Here is an 18,355-nt window from a genome sequence, read left to right on the forward strand (position 1 = left end):
CGGTCTTTTCGCACAATCCAAACATGAATAAATAATCAAATACATTGATAAAATAAGCATAAAATGCTTTTTACTCTTTTAATATCCCCCAAAAAGATAAAACTTTATTCTTATAAAGAAACAAAAATACATATTAATTCTTAAAAGTTAATATTAGTCAGATTTTAAATCTAATAAATAAAAGTTTAACAGCATATACAAAACAGATATTACACTAATATTAGTGATATAAATCACATTAAAATCCTAACATGATCTATATCACACAACACTAATGTTAATTTTTCCACTTATAAATCATAATATTAACTTTAATCATCACCTGTCCTTATCTTATCCCGGTGATATTTGACCTGATTTATATTTCTAGTTAACTTGGAAAGTCACTGGAAATCATCTGTCAGATTCTCATCTGAACCATAATTATGCAGTGACACAATATCATTTAAGTCACCACCTGTTTATCACAAATAAACAAGTGGTGGTTGATTGAGGGCGCAATTCAGACGCCAGTAAAAAATATTAATCTCACAAATGTCTGTGAGTTTCTGTGAGAGTCGGACAGAACCTTGGGAGGTTCACACTATGCTATATAACAAATCTCAAGAAAAAGATAACTGTGGCTTTGGACTGATAGCCCATATTGAAGGGGAGCCAAGCCACAAAGTAGTCCGTACCGCTATCCATGCACTGGCACGAATGCAACATCGTGGCGCAATTCTGGCAGATGGTAAAACCGGCGATGGGTGCGGTTTATTGCTGCAAAAACCCGACCGTTTTTTTCGGATGGTCGCACAAGAGCACGAATGGCGTTTAGCCCGCAATTATGCAGTCGGTATGCTATTTCTCAGCCAGGATCCTCAGATTGCCCAAAACTGCCGGGAAATAGTCGAACAGGAGCTGCAAAATGAAACGCTGTCAGTCGTTGGCTGGCGTGAAGTACCGACCAACAGTGATATTCTGGGAGAAATCGCCCTTTCCAGCCTCCCCCGTATCGAACAGATTTTTGTTAATGCTCCTGCTGGCTGGCGTGCCCGTGATTTAGAACGCCGTTTATTCGTTGCCCGCCGCCGGATAGAAAAACGCATCAGCGACAGCGACTTTTATGTTTGTAGTTTGTCCAATCTGGTGACTATCTATAAAGGGCTGTGCATGGCGGCAGATTTGCCCCGTTTCTATCCCGATCTGGCTGATTTACGTTTGGAATCGGCAATTTGCCTATTCCACCAGCGCTTCTCAACCAATACCGTCCCACGCTGGCCATTGGCACAACCTTTCCGCTATCTCGCCCATAACGGTGAAATAAACACCATCACCGGTAACCGCCAGTGGGCACGAGCAAGAGCCTATAAATTCAAAACCCCGCTTATTCCTGATCTGCACACTGCTGCCCCTTTTGTAAACGAAACAGGATCAGATTCCAGCTCGCTGGATAATATGCTGGAACTGTTTCTCAACGGCGGAATGGATTTAATCCGTGCGATGCGATTGCTGGTTCCTCCCGCATGGCAAAACAATCCTGATATGGATGAAGATCTGCGGGCTTTTTTTGATTTCAACTCTATGCACATGGAGCCGTGGGATGGCCCTGCGGGTATCGTCATGTCAGATGGACGCTACGCTGCCTGTAATCTGGATCGTAATGGCTTGCGCCCGGCACGTTATGTCATCACCAAAGATAAGTTGATCACCTGTGCTTCCGAAGTCGGCATCTGGGATTATCAACCGGATGAAGTGGTGGAAAAAGGGCGAGTTGGTCCCGGTGAACTTATCGTGATTGATACCCGCCAAGGCCGTATCCTCCATGCAGAAGAAACAGACAATGACTTGAAAAGCCGCCATCCCTATAAAGAATGGATGGATAAAAATGTCAAGCGCCTGACCCCATTTGAAGAATTACTGGAAGATCAAGCCGGTCACCGAGATCTGAACGATCAATCCTTAGCGGTTTATCACAAACAATTTGCCTACAGCAACGAAGAGCTAGATCAAATCATCCGTGTCCTGGGAGAAAATGGTCAGGAAGCAACCGGTTCAATGGGAGATGATACGCCGTTTGCCGTCCTTTCCAGCCGCCCACGGATTATTTATGACTATTTCCGCCAGCAATTTGCTCAAGTCACTAATCCGCCAATCGATCCACTACGCGAAGCACATGTTATGTCTCTCACCACCTGCATCGGGCGGGAGATGAACGTATTTTGTGAAGCAGAGGGGCAAGCACACCGATTAAGTTTTAAATCTCCTATTCTGCTCTACTCTGACTTTCACCAATTAATAACGCAGCAAAGTCCACACTATCGCGCAGAACAATTAGACTTAACTTTCAATCCACAAGAAACCAATCTGCAAAATGCCCTATTTGCATTGTGTGACCAGGCTGAACAACTCGCCAGAGATGGTGCGGTATTGTTGGTATTATCTGACCGCAACATTACGCCGGAAAAGTTACCTATACCTGCTCCCATGGCTGTTGGCGCTATTCAACACCGTTTGGTAGAAAAAAACCTACGCTGTGATACCAACTTGATAGTAGAAACAGCAAGTGCCCGTGATCCACACCATTTCACTGTACTACTGGGATTTGGTGCAACAGCGATTTATCCCTACCTGGCTTATGAATCCCTCGCCAAAATGGTCGATAATGGCACAATTAATAAACCTTATGCTGATGTCATGCTTAACTACCGCAATGGTATCAATAAAGGGTTATATAAAATCATGTCGAAAATGGGCATCTCGACTATCGCCTCCTATCGCTGTTCTAAACTATTTGAAGCTGTCGGCTTACATTCCGAATTAACTGAATTCTGCTTCAATGGCGTCGTTAGCCGAATTGGCGGTGCTAATTTCAACGATTTTGAGCAGGATCTGCGAAACTTATCTAAACGTGCATGGCTTGCTCGTCAACCACTCGATCAGGGCGGCTTGCTGAAATATGTTCATAACGGCGAATACCACGCTTATAACCCGGATGTTGTCAGCACTTTACAGTCTGCGGTTCACAGTGGCGAATATAACGATTACTTGAAATATTCTCGTCTGGTTAATCAGCGTCCAATTACCACAATCCGTGATTTACTGGCGATAAAAACAAAAGATGAACCTCTACCTATTAAAGAAGTAGAACCTGCCGAAGAGCTGTTTAAGCGCTTTGATACCGCAGCGATGTCGATTGGCGCATTAAGCCCGGAAGCACACGAAGCTCTGGCTGAAGCGATGAATACGCTAGGTGGTTTTTCCAACTCCGGCGAAGGTGGAGAAGATCCCGCACGTTATGGAACAAAAAAGGTTTCCCGTATCAAACAAGTTGCTTCCGGTCGGTTTGGTGTGACACCTGCTTATCTGGTCAACGCTGATGTGATTCAGATTAAAGTCGCGCAAGGTGCTAAACCCGGAGAAGGTGGGCAATTACCGGGTGATAAGGTAACACCATATATTGCAAAACTGCGTTATTCCGTACCCGGCGTAACCCTTATTTCTCCACCACCACATCACGATATTTACTCTATTGAAGATTTGGCTCAATTGATTTTCGATCTAAAACAGATCAACCCTAATGCGCTAATCTCAGTAAAACTGGTTTCAGAACCGGGCGTTGGTACTGTTGCCACTGGCGTTGCCAAAGCTTATGCCGATTTAATTACTATCGCAGGTTATGACGGCGGTACCGGCGCCAGTCCACTGTCATCGGTGAAGTATGCCGGATGCCCGTGGGAATTGGGGCTGGTGGAAACCCAACAAGCACTAGTTGCTAACGGATTACGTCATAAGATCCGCTTACAAGTTGACGGCGGGTTGAAAACGGGCGTAGATATTATTAAAGCGGCCATTCTTGGCGCTGAAAGTTTCGGTTTCGGTACTGGGCCAATGGTTGCCCTTGGATGCAAATATCTGCGTATTTGCCATCTCAATAATTGTGCAACCGGGGTTGCCACTCAGGATGAGAAATTACGTCGCGACCACTACCACGGATTACCTGAACGGGTAATGAATTATTTCCGCTTTATCGCCCGTGAAACCAGAGAAATCATGGCTACATTGGGTGTCAAAAATCTAACTGATTTAATAGGCCGAACCGACCTGTTGGAAGTACTGGAAGGTATCTCAGCAAAACAGAGCAAACTAAATCTCGATCCGCTATTAGCAACCGCAGAGCCCCATCAGGGCAAAAAATTATATTGCACCGAAAACAATCCACCATTTGATAATGGGGCACTGAATAAAAACTTACTGGCTCAAGCCTCTAGCTATATTGAGAGCCAACAAAGTAAAACGTTCTATTTCGATATCCGTAATACGGATCGTTCAGTGGGCGCTTCTCTTTCCGGTTTTATCGCTGCTCGATATGGTAATCAGGGGATCGCCGCGGCACCAATAAAAATTCATTTCAATGGTACTGCCGGTCAAAGTTTTGGCGTCTGGAATGCCGGCGGTCTGGAGCTGACCCTCATCGGTGATGCCAATGATTATGTCGGTAAAGGTATGGCTGGCGGCCGCATTGTTATACACCCTCCTGTAGGTTCTGCCTTCAAAAGCCATCAAGCAACCATCATTGGCAACACATGTCTCTACGGCGCAACCGGAGGCAAACTGTTGGCTGCCGGGCGAGCAGGAGAACGCTTCGCCGTTCGTAATTCAGGAGCGATTACAGTTGTAGAAGGCATCGGAGATAATGGCTGTGAATATATGACAGGCGGTATCGTCTGTATTCTCGGACGCACTGGCATAAATTTTGGTGCAGGAATGACCGGCGGCTTTGCTTATGTCCTGGATGAAAATGATGATTTCCGCAAACGGGTTAACCCAGAGTTGGTCGAAGTACTGGCAGTAGATGCCTTAGCTATCCACGAAGAGCACTTGAGAGGGCTTATCACTGAACACGTCCTCTTGACAGGCTCCCAACGCGGTGAAGATATTCTTGCTAACTGGCAACAGTGGCTGAGCAAATTTGTGCTTGTGAAACCAAAATCCAGTGATGTGAAAGCCCTACTGGGACATCGCAGTCGTTCTTCCGCAGAGTTGCGAATTCAAGCGCAATAAGGAGCCAAGATGAGCCAGAATGTATATCAGTTTATCGACTTACAACGCGTCGATCCGCCTAAAAAGCCGCTGAAAATCCGCAAAATAGAATTTGTGGAAATCTATGAGCCATTTTCAGCAATTCAGGCACAGACACAGGCCGATCGCTGCCTTTCTTGCGGTAACCCTTATTGCGAATGGAAATGTCCCGTTCATAACTACATTCCCAATTGGCTTAAACTTGCCAATGAAGGACGTATTATGGAAGCGGCTGATTTATCCCATCAAACAAACAGCCTGCCGGAAGTTTGTGGTCGTGTTTGTCCACAGGATCGCCTTTGTGAAGGCGCTTGCACTCTGAATGATGAGTTCGGGGCAGTGACTATTGGTAATATTGAACGCTACATCAATGATAAAGCTATTGCCATGGGCTGGAAGCCCGATATGTCACAAGTTCAGCCAACGGGCAAACAGGTTGCGATTATTGGTGCAGGCCCCGCTGGGCTAGCTTGTGCTGATGTATTGACCCGTAATGGCGTACAAGCCGTTGTTTTTGATCGCCATCCTGAAATCGGTGGATTACTCACCTTTGGCATACCGGCATTTAAACTGGAAAAAGAGGTCATGATACGTCGCCGTGAAATGTTCTCTGAGATGGGTATTGAATTCCGGCTTAATACTGAAATAGGCAAAGATGTTGCCTTATCTGAACTGACTGAGCAGTTTGATGCGGTGTTCCTGGGTGTAGGAACCTATCAGTCAATGCGTGGGGGACTAGCAAATGAAGATGCTGATGGTGTTTATGACGCTCTGCCATTTCTGACTGCCAATACCCGGAATTTGATGGGTTATCCCGCCCTACAATCGCAACCTTTCATCAATATGCAAGGTAAAAGAGTCGTGGTTCTCGGTGGCGGAGATACTGCAATGGATTGTGTCAGAACGGCTATTCGCCAAAAAGCGGCCTCAGTTACCTGTGCTTATCGTCGTGACGAAATCAACATGCCAGGCTCCCAGCGCGAAGTAAAAAATGCTAAAGAAGAAGGCGTAGAATTTCTGTTTAATCTGCAACCTGTCAGTATTGAAATCAATCATTCAGGTCAAGTTTGTGGCATAAAAATGGTACAGACTCAACTAGGTCAACCTGATGAGAATGGACGTCGCCAAGCTGAAATTATCGCAGGCTCGGAACGGCTGTTCGAAGCTAACGCAGTGATCATGGCATTTGGCTTTAAACCACATACAATGAACTGGCTCAGTGATCATCAAGTAGCCTTAGATAAACAGGGACGCATTGTTGCACCAGAGTGCTCAGATATTCCCTTTCAAACCAGCAATCCGCAAATATTTGCTGGTGGAGATGCCGTTCGTGGCTCAGATCTGGTTGTAACCGCAATTGCCGAAGGGCGTAAAGCCGCACAAGGCATTCTTGATTATCTCAACATCTAATCAACCAAGGGAGCTTTTCAGCTCCCACCTATTTCTATTATCAGTTCGATAACTTATATTAATTGGATTACTCTTACACAAAAAAATAAGTGGATTTAATGAACATTCCACACTTATTACTGTCATACATGATATTTTGGAATATTCCCTCTCGTTAATATGAGTTTTAAATAAAATATTCCAACTAACCAGCACAAGTATCACTATGCTTATTCAACTATAAATACTGGAAATATTAATGCGACTAATAAAAACTCTAATTTTATTGTCTCCAATGCTGTTTATCAGTCATACGGCACTTGCCTTATCACGCCCACTGACACCTGAAAATATTACCAAAGAAATTGTAAATAGAGGTACCAATTCCGTGGTGGCAGAATTAGGTGAAATGGGCGCCAAGCAAGAAATCACTCACAAAATTTCTACTGGTGACAGTAACTGGATAAAACTGGCTTTTAAATTAACGCAAAGTATGCATCTGGATTTTGCCAAAGGGATGCGTTATGCATTATCCCTTGCATTAATTAATAATCCCGTTGAAGTCCTTGCTAACGCAGATAAAGAAAACAATATATCATTGGCTGATATCTGCACAATCCCACCAGAACTGGGGACCAGGGAGAATAAAATAGAATTTGTAGATAAAGTTAAAAAGAGCTTAGGCGCTATCACAGATTACAAAGTTAAAGACAGAATTGAAGACTGTTTATGGGAATTAGAAAAAGCCTACAATACAGAATTCTAATCAATGAATTTGAAAAAAATAAGGAGGCAAATCGCCCCCTCTTTTAACGCTTATTTTACTACCCGTAAAGCAGGGCGCCCTCTTGTCGGTTTTGGTGGCTCATCATCAGGTGAAGTTCCACTATCATCTTCAGCATCGGGCAATGTATCCGTAACTAATACCAGATTATCTGCCGCGGATGCGGAGATATCAACCTTATCCGGATCTGAAGCGGATTTAAAAAGATATTCATCTTTATAAACTGCTTCAGGCTCAAACATCATTCCCGCTCCATTTTCACGGCCATAAATCGCCATAACTGCCGCCATCGGTACATTAACCCGACGGGGAACACCGCCAAAGCGGGCATTGAAGCGTACTTCATCATTGGTTAACTCAAGATTACCAACAGCTCTCGGCGCTATATTCAACACAATTTGCCCATCACGGGCATATTCCATTGGTACATTAACTCCGCGTAAAGTCACATCTATAACCAGATGCGGAGTCATATCATTATCGAGTAACCACTCGTAGTGAGCACGCAACAAATAAGGACGACGGGGAGACATTTGAGACAGCTCCATAAATCAGCTCCTGGATTGCAAGCGCATTTCACGTTCAGCTTCGGTTAATGAAGCCAAGAATGCATCACGCTCAAAGACACGCTGCATGTAAATTTGTAAATCTTTAGTACCAGAACTCGGTAGTTCTATACCCAATACCGGTAAACGCCACAGTAAAGGAGCAAGATAACAATCAACCAAACTGAATTCTTCGCTCATAAAGAATGGCATCTCTTTAAATATTGGCGCCACTGCTAGCAACTCTTCTGCTAATCGTTTACGGGCCGTATTGGCTTCTTGAGAATTGCCTTCCTCAATAGTATGCATCAGGGAATACCAGTCTTTTTCGATGCGGTGCATCATCAAACGGCTGGAACCACGGGCAACTGGATACACAGGCATTAATGGTGGATGAGGAAAGCGCTCATCCAGATATTCCATAATGATGCGGGAATCATACAGCGTCAGCTCACGATCAACCAAAGTCGGAACTGTCTGATAAGGGTTCAGATCGATAAGGTCCTGTGGCAGGTTACCTGCCTCAACCTGTTCAACTTCAACACTGACACCTTTTTCCGCCAATACAATTCGCACTTGATGGCTAAAAATGTCGGCCGGGCCTGAAAACAGAGTCATTACCGAACGTTTGTTGGCAGCGACAGCCATGAAAACCTCCAAGTTTATCTAAAAAGGGAATGAATAGCCCCACACGACCACGACTATTCTTACTCATTCATTCTCATCCCTTATGTTTCTGCGCCACAACGGTGAATACGGAATGCGCTACTCAACACAATTACTATCGTTTCAACACAATTATTACCGTTCAGATAGTAAGCAGACAAATGGATGAGGCAAAAATTGGCACTAGTTTACCAGATTTTGTACATTTTGGGGGAAGTGTATGGATAATTAAGTAAAAAACCCGCCACAAAGACGGGTTTGTACATTAAATAATTGCCATAAAGACAAAAAATTAACGTTTAGAGAACTGTGGACGACGACGTGCTTTACGCAGACCAACTTTCTTACGTTCAACTTCACGAGCATCGCGGGTAACGAAGCCAGCTTTACGAAGATCAGAACGCAGAGTTTCGTCATACGCCATCAGTGCGCGGGTGATACCGTGACGGATTGCACCCGCTTGACCAGAAATACCACCACCTTTAACGGTGATGTACAGGTCCAGTTTACCTAACATATCAACCAACTCCAGCGGCTGACGAACAACCATGCGCGCTGTTTCACGGCCGAAGTAAACTTCAAGGCTGCGTTTGTTGATGACGATATTACCGCTACCTGGCTTAATAAAGACACGTGCGGAAGAGCTTTTGCGGCGACCAGTGCCGTAGTATTGATTTTCAGCCATTGCCTATAATCCCGATTAAATGTCCAGAACTTGCGGTTGCTGTGCCGCATGGTTGTGCTCGTTACCTGCATAAACTTTCAGTTTACGGTACATTGCACGGCCCAGTGGCCCTTTTGGCAGCATGCCTTTAACCGCGATTTCAATTACACGCTCAGGACGGCGGGCAATCATCTCTTCAAAGGTCGCTTGCTTAATACCACCGATATGACCGGTGTGGTGATAGTAGATTTTATCAGAACGCTTGTTGCCGGTGACTGCAACTTTTTCTGCATTAACGATGATGATGTAATCACCGGTATCAACATGCGGAGTGTATTCCGCTTTATGCTTGCCACGCAGACGACGAGCCACTTCAGTTGCAAGACGGCCTAAAGTTTTACTATCTGCATCAACAACATACCAGTCGCGTTTTACGGTTTCTGGTTTAGCTGTAAAAGTTTTCATTAAAGCTTACCCAATAAATAAGTTACACGTTGGTGAACACTCAAGGTTCAGAAACTTGCCGAGGTTCACACGACTCTTGTCCAGCAAACCTACCCCTTCGAATAGCCTATGCCGGCACTATATGCAAGTTTTTGGGAAAAAAACATTGCTGTAACGTGGGGTCGCAAGATTATAGAGAAGTCAAAAATAAAAATCGACCCCCATTTGAATATTTAAAATCAGTTTTCAGTCTGAAATATATAAGCGAACTCAAACTTAAGGTAAATGAGGTAATTTCAGGTACTCTTCACTTTGCATCTCTTGCAAACGGGATAAGCAACGCTGGTATTCGAAAACCAACAACCCCCCTTGGTAAATCTGCTCCATCGGCACCGCCGCATTAATTATCAATTTTACCCGGCGTTCATAAAATTCATCAACCAATGCCAGGAAACGACGAGCAGCATTTTCATTACCCGGCATTATCGCTGGAACCTGATATAACAAAACAGTGTGATAAAGTTTTGATAAAACAATATAATCCATCTGACTACGCGCATCTTCACACAAGACTTTAAATCCAATTGCCAATACACCATCAGCATGACGAATTGCCGGCATCCGCCGATGATTAATTTCCAATACAGAGGCTTGTTCACTACTGTTACCGGCCAAAAGAATAAACATTTGATCCATCGCTCGTTCATTATCTTCATTCAGCGGTGTGAAATAGAGATGAGCTTGTGTCAACGTGCGCAACCGATAGTCAATACCCGAATCCACATTCATAACGTCACAATATTTTTTGATCTGCTCAATAGCAGACAAAAAGCGAGCTCGCTGTAAACCATTGCGATAGAGTTCATCAGGAGGAATATTTGACGTTGCAATCAAGGTAATCCTCCTGACAAACAGCGCTTCCAACAATGTACCAAGAATCATGGCATCAGTAATATCGGAGACGAAAAATTCATCAAAGCAAAGCACATCTGTTTCCGCTTTAAAACCATCCGCCACAATATCCAGCGGATTTTCATGCCCTTGCAATGCCTTTAATTCTTCATGTACCCGCAGCATAAAACGATGGAAATGCAAACGTAATTTTCTTTCACCGGGTAAACTCTGGTAAAACATATCCATTAACCACGTTTTCCCTCGACCAACGCCTCCCCACATATAAAGCCCTTGCACAGGTGCACAGCTCATTGAAGCCTGCTTTCCTAACAGTTTACTCAGACGCCCTTTCAAGCTTTGTCGCCTCGCGGGATTGCCGGGAGAAACATTAATCAGAGCATTGTGAATGGTATCCAATTGAGCTACAACTTGACGCTGAACATCATCTGGTTGGTATTTACCCTTAGAAAGGGCTTGTTGATAGCATGATGAAGGGGTAATCAATGATGGCATGACAATAACAATCCTTAAAATAATCGCCCGTTTTTTATCGTTTTTATGATTCAGATTGACCTTATTACCGGATCAATTGTCTACAATAAGGCCCACAATAAGATCTACAAGCAAATGTAAATCATGATCAATATTCCACTCTAACTAGATTAACGGTTATAGTGACGATAATTAAGTGAAACATTCTGCGGAACAACGATGTCGATGAAGGAGTAGCTATGACTTGGGAGTATACACTGATTGGATTGGTGGTTGGTTTTGCTATCGGAGCGCTAGTTATGCGTTTTGGTAACACTAAGCTGCGCCAACAGAAAGCCTTACAAACTGAACTGGAGAATAATAAATCAGAACTGGAAGAGTACCGTAAAGAATTAGTTGGTCATTTTGCCCGTAGTGCAGAATTACTCGACAATATGGCTCGCGATTATCGTCAGTTATATCAGCATATGGCTAAAAGCTCTCATGAACTGATGCCGAATATGCCAGCACAAGAAAATCCATTTAATTATCGATTGACTGAATCAGAAGCGGATAATGATCAATCTCCGGTTAAAATGCCACCAAGAGATTATTCCGATAGTGCTTCCGGCCTGTTTCGTCCGATGAACGAAAAAAACCAGTAAATACCCTGCTATGGCACATCTTGTGCCATAGCATTAATTCAAATGTAAAATCCATTATCTACCTACAAGTTTTGTTTTTTTGTTTTTCAATCATGTAAATACCTGTAAAGAATCACGCTAAATCTGTTTGCCCGATGAACTTTATTTAATAATTAACAGTCATAGAGTAATCATGGCAGCTTGCCGGAATTAACTTAATTAGCCTTCTGGCTTAGGTATACAAGAGAACAAAATTAGATGAAAAGAAAACACTTATTCCTTAGTGCATTAGCAATCAGTATCGGGTTGTCTGCAATTTCTGTCCCTATGATTAGCAATGCTGCTCTGCCTGCTGCTATTGCCGGTCAGGCGTTGCCAAGCCTTGCACCGATGCTTGAAAAAGTCCTGCCAGCGGTTGTCAGCGTGCATGTTTCCGGTACTCAGGTACAACAGGAGCAGAGTATACCGGAAGAGTTCAGGTTCTTCTTTGGTCCAAATCTACCCATGGGCCGTGAAAGTACCCGCCCATTTCAAGGGCTTGGCTCAGGTGTCATCATTGACGCCGCCAAAGGTTATATATTGACCAACAATCACGTTATTGAGAATGCGGATAAAATCCGTGTCCAATTGAATGATGGACGTGAATATGAAGCTAAACTGCTAGGTCGCGACGCTCAAACTGACATCGCCTTGCTGCAACTGAAAGATGCCAAGAATTTAACGGCAATTACAATAGCCGATTCCGATAAGCTCCGGGTTGGTGATTTTGCTGTCGCGGTGGGTAATCCATTCGGTCTTGGTCAAACTGCAACCTCGGGAATTATCTCGGCGTTAGGACGCAGCGGTCTGAATCTGGAAGGGTTGGAAAATTTCATCCAAACCGATGCCTCTATAAACCGAGGTAACTCCGGTGGTGCACTGGTTAATTTGAATGGCGAGTTGATTGGTATCAACACAGCAATTCTGGCTCCAGGCGGCGGTAACATCGGTATCGGCTTTGCCATCCCAAGTAATATGGCAAAAACCCTGAGTGAGCAGCTTATCGCTCACGGTGAAGTCAAACGCGGTATTCTCGGTATCAAAGGTACTGAAATGAACGCCGATATTGCCAAGGCATTCAATATTGATGCCCAACGCGGAGCATTTGTCAGTGAAGTATTACCAAAATCCGCAGCAGCGAAAGCAGGTATTAAATCCGGCGATATTCTTATTTCCGTTGATGGTAAAAAAATTAGTAGCTTTGCTGAACTGAAAGCCAAAATCGGCACAACGATACCCGGTAAAGAAATTAAAATTGGCTTATTGCGCAAAGGTAAGCCAATGGAAGTTTCTGTTACGCTAGAAAACAGTGAAGGCCAAACAACCAAAGCCGGAAATCTGACCCTTGCCCTGCAAGGTGCAACCCTGAGCAATGGTGAAGTGAAAGGGACTTACGGTGTGAAAATCGATAGTGTCACCCAAAATTCACCGGCGGCGATGTCTGGCTTACAGAAAAATGACCTGATTGTCGGGATCAATAATGAACGGGTACAGAATATTAATGAACTGCGCAAAGTTATTGATTCTAAACCTCCAGTCATAGCGCTGAACATTCTTCGCGGAGAAGAGAGTATCTATCTGTTACTGAGAAATTAATACTTTTAGTAAAAATCGATCTAAATTTGAGACACAGCGTAATGCTGTGTCTCAAATTCGCTGATATCCCCCACTATGGGTGGTCTTGTAAATCAGTTTTTCTGGAGGACTCAATATGAGAACCGTAGTAGTATTTAAAAACGGCAATAACCGAGCTGTACGTTTACCTCACGACCTCGATTTGGAGGGAGTGAATGAATTGGAGATTATTCGTGAAGGCGATATCGTTATCCTGCGACCGATTAAACCCAGTTGGAATTCCTTTTTACAGCAAGAAAAAGCTGACTCTGACTTTTTAACCGAACGACTGGACATTGTGGAAAAAGAACGCGTTAAGTTATGAAAAAATATAAACCATTGTTTTAACCTCTGATTTTAATCGGTATAAGGTTTTAACCGTTGTTTTTACCACTCTTAACACCTGCTTTTTATTAAGTTTAATCATCATGGCATATCGTATTTTACATTTAACCAACGTTAATCATACTCGCTTTTTATCTTTGCTGATGCTGTTTACTCTCAATCCTGAGAGCTTTTTATAGGCCGCCACCCTTTATTTTCCGCATAAATTATGACAGTAAATAACCTGATAATGTTAAAGATATCCCTTTATATTTTTTCCGATAATTAACTTTCTGTTTAGCAGTTAAATCCTACCACATTAACCGTTTTACCCCTCTTTTTATTGCGTTATATTTATAATTTTCTCAGTAAAATAACGGTTAGAAAACACTTTAATATCAACACGATGAATAATATTCTTTTACCTGCTGATTTCTTTTCAACTCTCTGTTAATGGTTAATAGCATTTTATTAAATATAATTAACTGTACTTATAAAAAAGGCATCTATTAAGTTAAACCTGCCTTCTCCTTATTATATAAAATCTCTAATTTCTCTATATACTCACTTTTAAATGATCATTAAAGGAATAGACCATCTTTATTCATTCTTTACTTTTTAAAAAGCTGGCATTAATAGAATACCTACTTTTTAACCCTCAGCTGAGTTAATTACCGATAAAAAAGCGTTTGCGACGGCTAAAAACAGAAAATACAAGTAAAAAGAGAAAGTTAACCATGTTAAAAAGATGGAATCTGTAAAACAATTATCATTCCTATGGTTTTCCTATCTTTTAAAGCAAAAATGCATCCAATAGATGGTTTTCTCTGAGCAGTTTTTATAAACTTAATGTTTTTTCGTTTCATGATCCGTATTTAACTTTTCCATTTTCATTAAACTGATGTTTAGGTTTTCCCTTTTCACTGTATTTAATTTTTTAACTTTAAAACCAGAGCTGACAACAGATATGCTAGTAATATTAGGATCAATTCCTACTTATTTAATCATTTTTAATACTGCTAATCTAGCCAACCTAAAGGTTTACCGTTTCTATTTAATGATTGTCTCTGGCTTTTCGTAAACTTCTTACAGACCATGTAAAATCTCTTATTTAAGAAAACTAGCTTAGTACGGTTAATCCTATTAAATATTTTTATTCTTATTATCGGGTTAACGCTATCACTTTGTTAATCAATTCAAGACCGGTTTTTCCTGATGTTTTCTCTTCCAATGTCAGTATAGCATCGAATTTTCACCCGTTTTTAAAAAGCCTTAATCACTTATTTTTACCTTTAATGATTAAAGGTTTTACCTGCTTTTTCATAATATGCTGACTATTTTTTCCAGACTTTAAAACCACACTGACAGACCATAAACGGTTTTTTAACTACTGTTTTATCATATGCAGATAAAGTGTATCTCATCTTACCTGAATGAATGAAAGTTTCTGTCATTCCTTGCTTTCAGACCACATAAAAAACGGCAACCCACATGATTTAATCTGAGTGAATATCAACGTTACGAAGTAAATAAAAAGCATTAAAACGAAAAGTTAAAGACAGTAAAAATAGCGTTAAAATCCCTCTGATTGTAGCAAAATGCGATAAAAAAGAGTTTAATACCCATGCAAACCACCAGTACAAATTTTTTCGTTTTATTATTAATGAAAACTCAATAGTGATAATCGAAGCGCTAAAAGTCAGCAATCCGAGATACAGCATAATGCAGTGTCTGTTAATTTCTATGTTATCCTGCAATGACTCATTAACTCACATTGAATAATACCCATGATTGCCAAGTTGCTGCGTTCCGCTTTTTTAGGATTACTTGTAGCTGTAATTTTACTGATTACCATTCCATCACTGCGCCCTAGCGGGCTGATATCTGCAATTACCAGCAACAGTAATGACGAAGTTCCATTCAGCTTTAATAAAGGTGTCCGTAGAGCAGCGCCTGCCGTGGTTAATGTCTACAGCAGCAACATGGGGAGTTTTTCTCATCAAGGCCGGGAAAACCATACCCTTGGTTCTGGCGTCATCATGAGTGATAAAGGCTACATTCTTACGAATAAACACGTCATTAATAATGCAGGACAAATTATTATTGCACTGCAAGATGGTCATTTTTATGAAGCTCTGGTCATAGGCTCTGACAGCTTAACGGATCTTGCCGTCCTGAAAATTGATGCCGAAAACCTGCCTGTCATTACTATCAATCCAAATAGAGTGGCCCATGTGGGAGATGTCGTTTTAGCCATTGGTAACCCTTACAACTTGGGGCAAACCATTACTCAAGGAATTATTAGCGCTACTGGTCGCGTCGGATTAAGCCCTACCCGCCGCCAAAACTTTCTCCAGACCGATGCTTCCATTAATCAAGGTAACTCTGGCGGGGCATTGATTAACACCCTTGGAGAGCTGGTGGGTATCAATACATTATCATTCGATAAAAGTGAAAATGGTGAAACACCAGAAGGATTGGGGTTTGCTATTCCGACTGAACTCGCCACCAAGATTATGCAGAAACTTATCCGTGACGGACGGGTTATCCGGGGTTTTATCGGCATAACGTCACAGGAGCTGCCACATATTCGCTCTTCTAATGGCAATATTAACCAGCTTCAAGGGCTACGAGTATTTCAGGTGACTGCAAACGGGCCAGCGCAAAAAGCCGGTATTAAAGTGGGTGATATCATTACCAGTGTCAATAATAAACCTGCTATTTCTGCGGTTGAAACAATGGATCAAGTAGCTGAAATACGCCCCGGCAGCGTTATTCCTGTCACTTTATTGCGCAATGGGAAAATATTATCGCTACAAGTGACCGTTGAAGAATATGGTGAATATTAATCATCCAGTAAAAATCTTTTAATCACCATAAAAATGGTGGGTAGATTGTCATGGCATACCAATCCTTTCTTATCGGCTTGAGTTTGCACTTTACTTCTTCTACCCATCATTACTTACTTTGCTAAAACTATAGTGCTTCCTGTTTCCAACAATAAGAAAACAAAATTACTTCCCCGTTGATTTCACTCGTTCAATGTTTGCGCCAAGTCCCCGCAACTTATCTTCGATATGTTCATAACCCCGGTCAATATGATAAATACGGTCAACAACCGTTACACCTTCCGCAATACAACCCGCCAGAACCAAACTTGCCGATGCGCGTAAATCCGTCGCCATGACCTGAGCACTGGATAATTTCTTAACACCATGACAAAGCACGGTATTACTTTCAATTTCTGCATGAGCCCCCATACGAATTAATTCAGGGATATGCATGAAACGATTTTCGAAAATAGTTTCGGTAATCATACCAGCCCCTTCAGCAACCAAATTCAGTAAGCTGAACTGTGCCTGCATATCGGTCGGAAAACCCGGATGCGGAGCAGTACGTAATGTCACAGCTTTAGGACGTTTACCGTGCATATCGAGGCTTATCCAATCTTTACCCATTTCAATATCAGCTCCCGCCTCACGCAATTTAGCCAATACGGCATCCAACGTATCAGGCTGAGCATGACGGCAAACCACCTTGCCACCGGATATCGCTGCCGCAACAAGAAATGTTCCCGTTTCAATCCGATCGGGTAATACACGGTATACACCACCACCAAGACGTTCTACACCTTCAATGATGATATGGTCAGTGCCTGCACCTGTAATTTTTGCTCCCAAGGTATTAAGAAAATTAGCCGTATCTTCGATTTCAGGTTCACGTGCTGCATTCTCAATAACGGTTGTCCCTTCTGCCAACGTGGCCGCAGTCATAATCGTGACGGTCGCCCCAACGCTGACTTTATCCATCACAATGCAAGCCCCCTTCAGACGCCCATTAACGGAAGCCTTAACGTAGCCCTCTTCCAGCACAATTTCAGCACCGAGTTGTTCCAACCCACTGATATGCAGATCAACTGGACGAGCACCAATCGCACAACCACCCGGCAAAGAAACTTGCCCCTGGCCAAAACGCGCTACCAAAGGACCTAACGCCCAAATAGATGCACGCATGGTTTTCACTAGCTCGTAAGGCGCACAATATTGATTCACACTGCGAGCATCCACAAACACAGAACCATTGCGTTCAACTTTGGTCCCAAGGCGATTCAATAATTTGATAGTAGTATCAATATCTTTCAATTCTGGAACATTTTGCAACTCAACAGGCTCTTCAGCCAACAACGCGGCGAACAGGATTGGCAGTGCAGCATTTTTTGCCCCGGAAATAGTAACCTCACCCGACAGACGAGTGGGCCCCTTCACACGAAATTTATCCATCTGTGACGACTCTCTTTATATGATTTGCTGCTCGCGGCGAGGCAAACAACATTAAAAACCGTTGAGTTTACGATCTCGTTTCCAATCATCCGGTGTGTAGGCTTTGATTGATAGGGCATGAATACGATTATCAGCAATGTATTCCATCAAAGGCGCATAAACGGCTTGCTGCTGTTTCACCCGGCTCATACCGGCAAACATTTCACCCACCGCAATAACCTGGAAATGGCTGCCATCTCCGTTAACGATGACTTCATCCAGTGCTAATTTATCCATCAGCACTTGCTTAATCTCATTAGTATCCATAATTGCTCAATGTTCTGTAGTTAGAAATAATAGACAGCCATCTATCCTAATAGAATCCTGCTTATTCTTAAACTGTGAAAACGCCCTTGTAATATTTCTGCTTACAAGGGCGCTGATTATACCCGTCATCTTTCAAGTTGCCTCTTTGTTGGCTGCACTCACTCACCCCAGTCACATAGTTATCTATGCTCCCGGGGATTCGTTCCCTTGCCGTCGCGATGCATCTTGAA

General features: G+C 42.7%; 14 protein-coding genes. 7 read left to right on the forward strand and 7 right to left on the reverse strand.

What is annotated here, in order from left to right; all coding sequences use genetic code 11:
• The first annotated feature begins 585 nt into the window (after positions 1–585).
• From gltB to D3222_RS07310, 3 genes are all read left to right on the forward strand, one after another.
• Positions 586–5,043 (forward strand): glutamate synthase large subunit, encoded by a 4,458-nt coding sequence (gene gltB, locus D3222_RS07300; RefSeq protein WP_118985569.1) that lies wholly within the window; start codon positions 586–588, stop codon positions 5,041–5,043.
• Between the two features lie 9 nt (positions 5,044–5,052).
• Complete coding sequence (locus D3222_RS07305; RefSeq protein ID WP_118985570.1) at positions 5,053–6,471, forward strand: glutamate synthase small subunit; 1,419 nt, start codon at positions 5,053–5,055, stop codon at positions 6,469–6,471.
• A gap of 238 nt (positions 6,472–6,709) precedes the next feature.
• Positions 6,710–7,216 carry a hypothetical protein gene (locus tag D3222_RS07310; RefSeq protein WP_118985571.1) on the forward strand — a complete coding sequence of 169 codons (507 nt, stop codon included), beginning with the start codon at positions 6,710–6,712 and terminating at the stop codon, positions 7,214–7,216.
• A 50-nt stretch (positions 7,217–7,266) separates the two neighbouring features.
• Here the strand turns inward: D3222_RS07310 and sspB are convergent, their stop codons facing one another.
• The 5 genes from sspB to zapE form a co-directional block, all read right to left on the reverse strand.
• Positions 7,267–7,782, reverse strand: coding sequence for a ClpXP protease specificity-enhancing factor (gene sspB / locus D3222_RS07315; RefSeq protein ID WP_118985572.1), 516 nt, complete (start codon positions 7,780–7,782; stop codon positions 7,267–7,269).
• 3 nt (positions 7,783–7,785) lie between these two features.
• On the reverse strand, positions 7,786–8,427 hold the full coding sequence (gene sspA, locus D3222_RS07320; RefSeq protein WP_058589205.1) for a stringent starvation protein SspA: 642 nt from the start codon (positions 8,425–8,427) through the stop codon (positions 7,786–7,788).
• Between the two features lie 310 nt (positions 8,428–8,737).
• The gene (gene rpsI, locus D3222_RS07325) at positions 8,738–9,130 is read right to left on the reverse strand and encodes a 30S ribosomal protein S9 (protein WP_011148146.1); all 393 of its coding nucleotides are present in this window, start codon (positions 9,128–9,130) and stop codon (positions 8,738–8,740) included.
• A gap of 15 nt (positions 9,131–9,145) precedes the next feature.
• Positions 9,146–9,574: a 50S ribosomal protein L13 gene (gene rplM, locus D3222_RS07330; RefSeq protein ID WP_118985573.1), complete on the reverse strand. Its 429-nt coding sequence runs from the start codon at positions 9,572–9,574 to the stop codon at positions 9,146–9,148.
• 255 nt (positions 9,575–9,829) lie between these two features.
• Complete coding sequence (gene zapE / locus D3222_RS07335) at positions 9,830–10,960, reverse strand: cell division protein ZapE (protein WP_118985574.1); 1,131 nt, start codon at positions 10,958–10,960, stop codon at positions 9,830–9,832.
• Between the two features lie 218 nt (positions 10,961–11,178).
• Between zapE and zapG the strand changes: the two genes are divergently transcribed.
• The 4 genes from zapG to degS all read left to right on the forward strand — a co-directional run bounded on the left by zapG (position 11,179) and on the right by degS (position 16,388).
• Positions 11,179–11,583, forward strand: a complete 405-nt coding sequence (gene zapG / locus D3222_RS07340; RefSeq protein ID WP_118985575.1) for a Z-ring associated protein ZapG — start codon at positions 11,179–11,181, stop codon at positions 11,581–11,583.
• Between the two features lie 237 nt (positions 11,584–11,820).
• Complete coding sequence (gene degQ / locus D3222_RS07345; RefSeq protein WP_118985576.1) at positions 11,821–13,197, forward strand: serine endoprotease DegQ; 1,377 nt, start codon at positions 11,821–11,823, stop codon at positions 13,195–13,197.
• A gap of 115 nt (positions 13,198–13,312) precedes the next feature.
• Positions 13,313–13,540 carry a type II toxin-antitoxin system VapB family antitoxin gene (gene vapB / locus D3222_RS07350; protein ID WP_118985577.1) on the forward strand — a complete coding sequence of 76 codons (228 nt, stop codon included), beginning with the start codon at positions 13,313–13,315 and terminating at the stop codon, positions 13,538–13,540.
• A 1,786-nt stretch (positions 13,541–15,326) separates the two neighbouring features.
• The gene (degS, locus tag D3222_RS07355) at positions 15,327–16,388 is read left to right on the forward strand and encodes an outer membrane-stress sensor serine endopeptidase DegS (protein WP_118985578.1); all 1,062 of its coding nucleotides are present in this window, start codon (positions 15,327–15,329) and stop codon (positions 16,386–16,388) included.
• Between the two features lie 165 nt (positions 16,389–16,553).
• Here degS and murA read toward each other — a convergent pair whose 3' ends face one another.
• Together murA and ibaG are read right to left on the reverse strand one after the other, a co-directional pair.
• Positions 16,554–17,819, reverse strand: a complete 1,266-nt coding sequence (murA, locus tag D3222_RS07360) for a UDP-N-acetylglucosamine 1-carboxyvinyltransferase (RefSeq protein ID WP_118985579.1) — start codon at positions 17,817–17,819, stop codon at positions 16,554–16,556.
• 51 nt (positions 17,820–17,870) lie between these two features.
• Complete coding sequence (ibaG, locus tag D3222_RS07365; protein WP_118985580.1) at positions 17,871–18,125, reverse strand: BolA family iron metabolism protein IbaG; 255 nt, start codon at positions 18,123–18,125, stop codon at positions 17,871–17,873.
• Positions 18,126–18,355: the final 230 nt, after the last annotated feature.

It is taken from the genome of Photorhabdus sp. CRCIA-P01 (genome assembly GCF_003545805.1).
Classification (GTDB): Bacteria; Pseudomonadota; Gammaproteobacteria; order Enterobacterales; family Enterobacteriaceae; genus Photorhabdus; species Photorhabdus antumapuensis.

Excerpts from the sequence above, each read along its gene's own strand:
- gltB (WP_118985569.1), top strand. The coding sequence starts at position 586 with ATGCTATATAACAAATCTCAAGAAAAAGATAACTGTGGCTTTGGACTG.
- D3222_RS07305 (WP_118985570.1), top strand. The coding sequence starts at position 5,053 with ATGAGCCAGAATGTATATCAGTTTATCGACTTACAACGCGTCGATCCG.
- D3222_RS07310 (WP_118985571.1), top strand. The coding sequence starts at position 6,710 with ATGCGACTAATAAAAACTCTAATTTTATTGTCTCCAATGCTGTTTATC.
- sspB (WP_118985572.1), bottom strand. The coding sequence starts at position 7,782 with ATGGAGCTGTCTCAAATGTCTCCCCGTCGTCCTTATTTGTTGCGTGCT.
- sspA (WP_058589205.1), bottom strand. The coding sequence starts at position 8,427 with ATGGCTGTCGCTGCCAACAAACGTTCGGTAATGACTCTGTTTTCAGGC.
- rpsI (WP_011148146.1), bottom strand. The coding sequence starts at position 9,130 with ATGGCTGAAAATCAATACTACGGCACTGGTCGCCGCAAAAGCTCTTCC.
- rplM (WP_118985573.1), bottom strand. The coding sequence starts at position 9,574 with ATGAAAACTTTTACAGCTAAACCAGAAACCGTAAAACGCGACTGGTAT.
- zapE (WP_118985574.1), bottom strand. The coding sequence starts at position 10,960 with ATGCCATCATTGATTACCCCTTCATCATGCTATCAACAAGCCCTTTCT.
- zapG (WP_118985575.1), top strand. The coding sequence starts at position 11,179 with ATGACTTGGGAGTATACACTGATTGGATTGGTGGTTGGTTTTGCTATC.
- degQ (WP_118985576.1), top strand. The coding sequence starts at position 11,821 with ATGAAAAGAAAACACTTATTCCTTAGTGCATTAGCAATCAGTATCGGG.
- vapB (WP_118985577.1), top strand. The coding sequence starts at position 13,313 with ATGAGAACCGTAGTAGTATTTAAAAACGGCAATAACCGAGCTGTACGT.
- degS (WP_118985578.1), top strand. The coding sequence starts at position 15,327 with ATGATTGCCAAGTTGCTGCGTTCCGCTTTTTTAGGATTACTTGTAGCT.
- murA (WP_118985579.1), bottom strand. The coding sequence starts at position 17,819 with ATGGATAAATTTCGTGTGAAGGGGCCCACTCGTCTGTCGGGTGAGGTT.
- ibaG (WP_118985580.1), bottom strand. The coding sequence starts at position 18,125 with ATGGATACTAATGAGATTAAGCAAGTGCTGATGGATAAATTAGCACTG.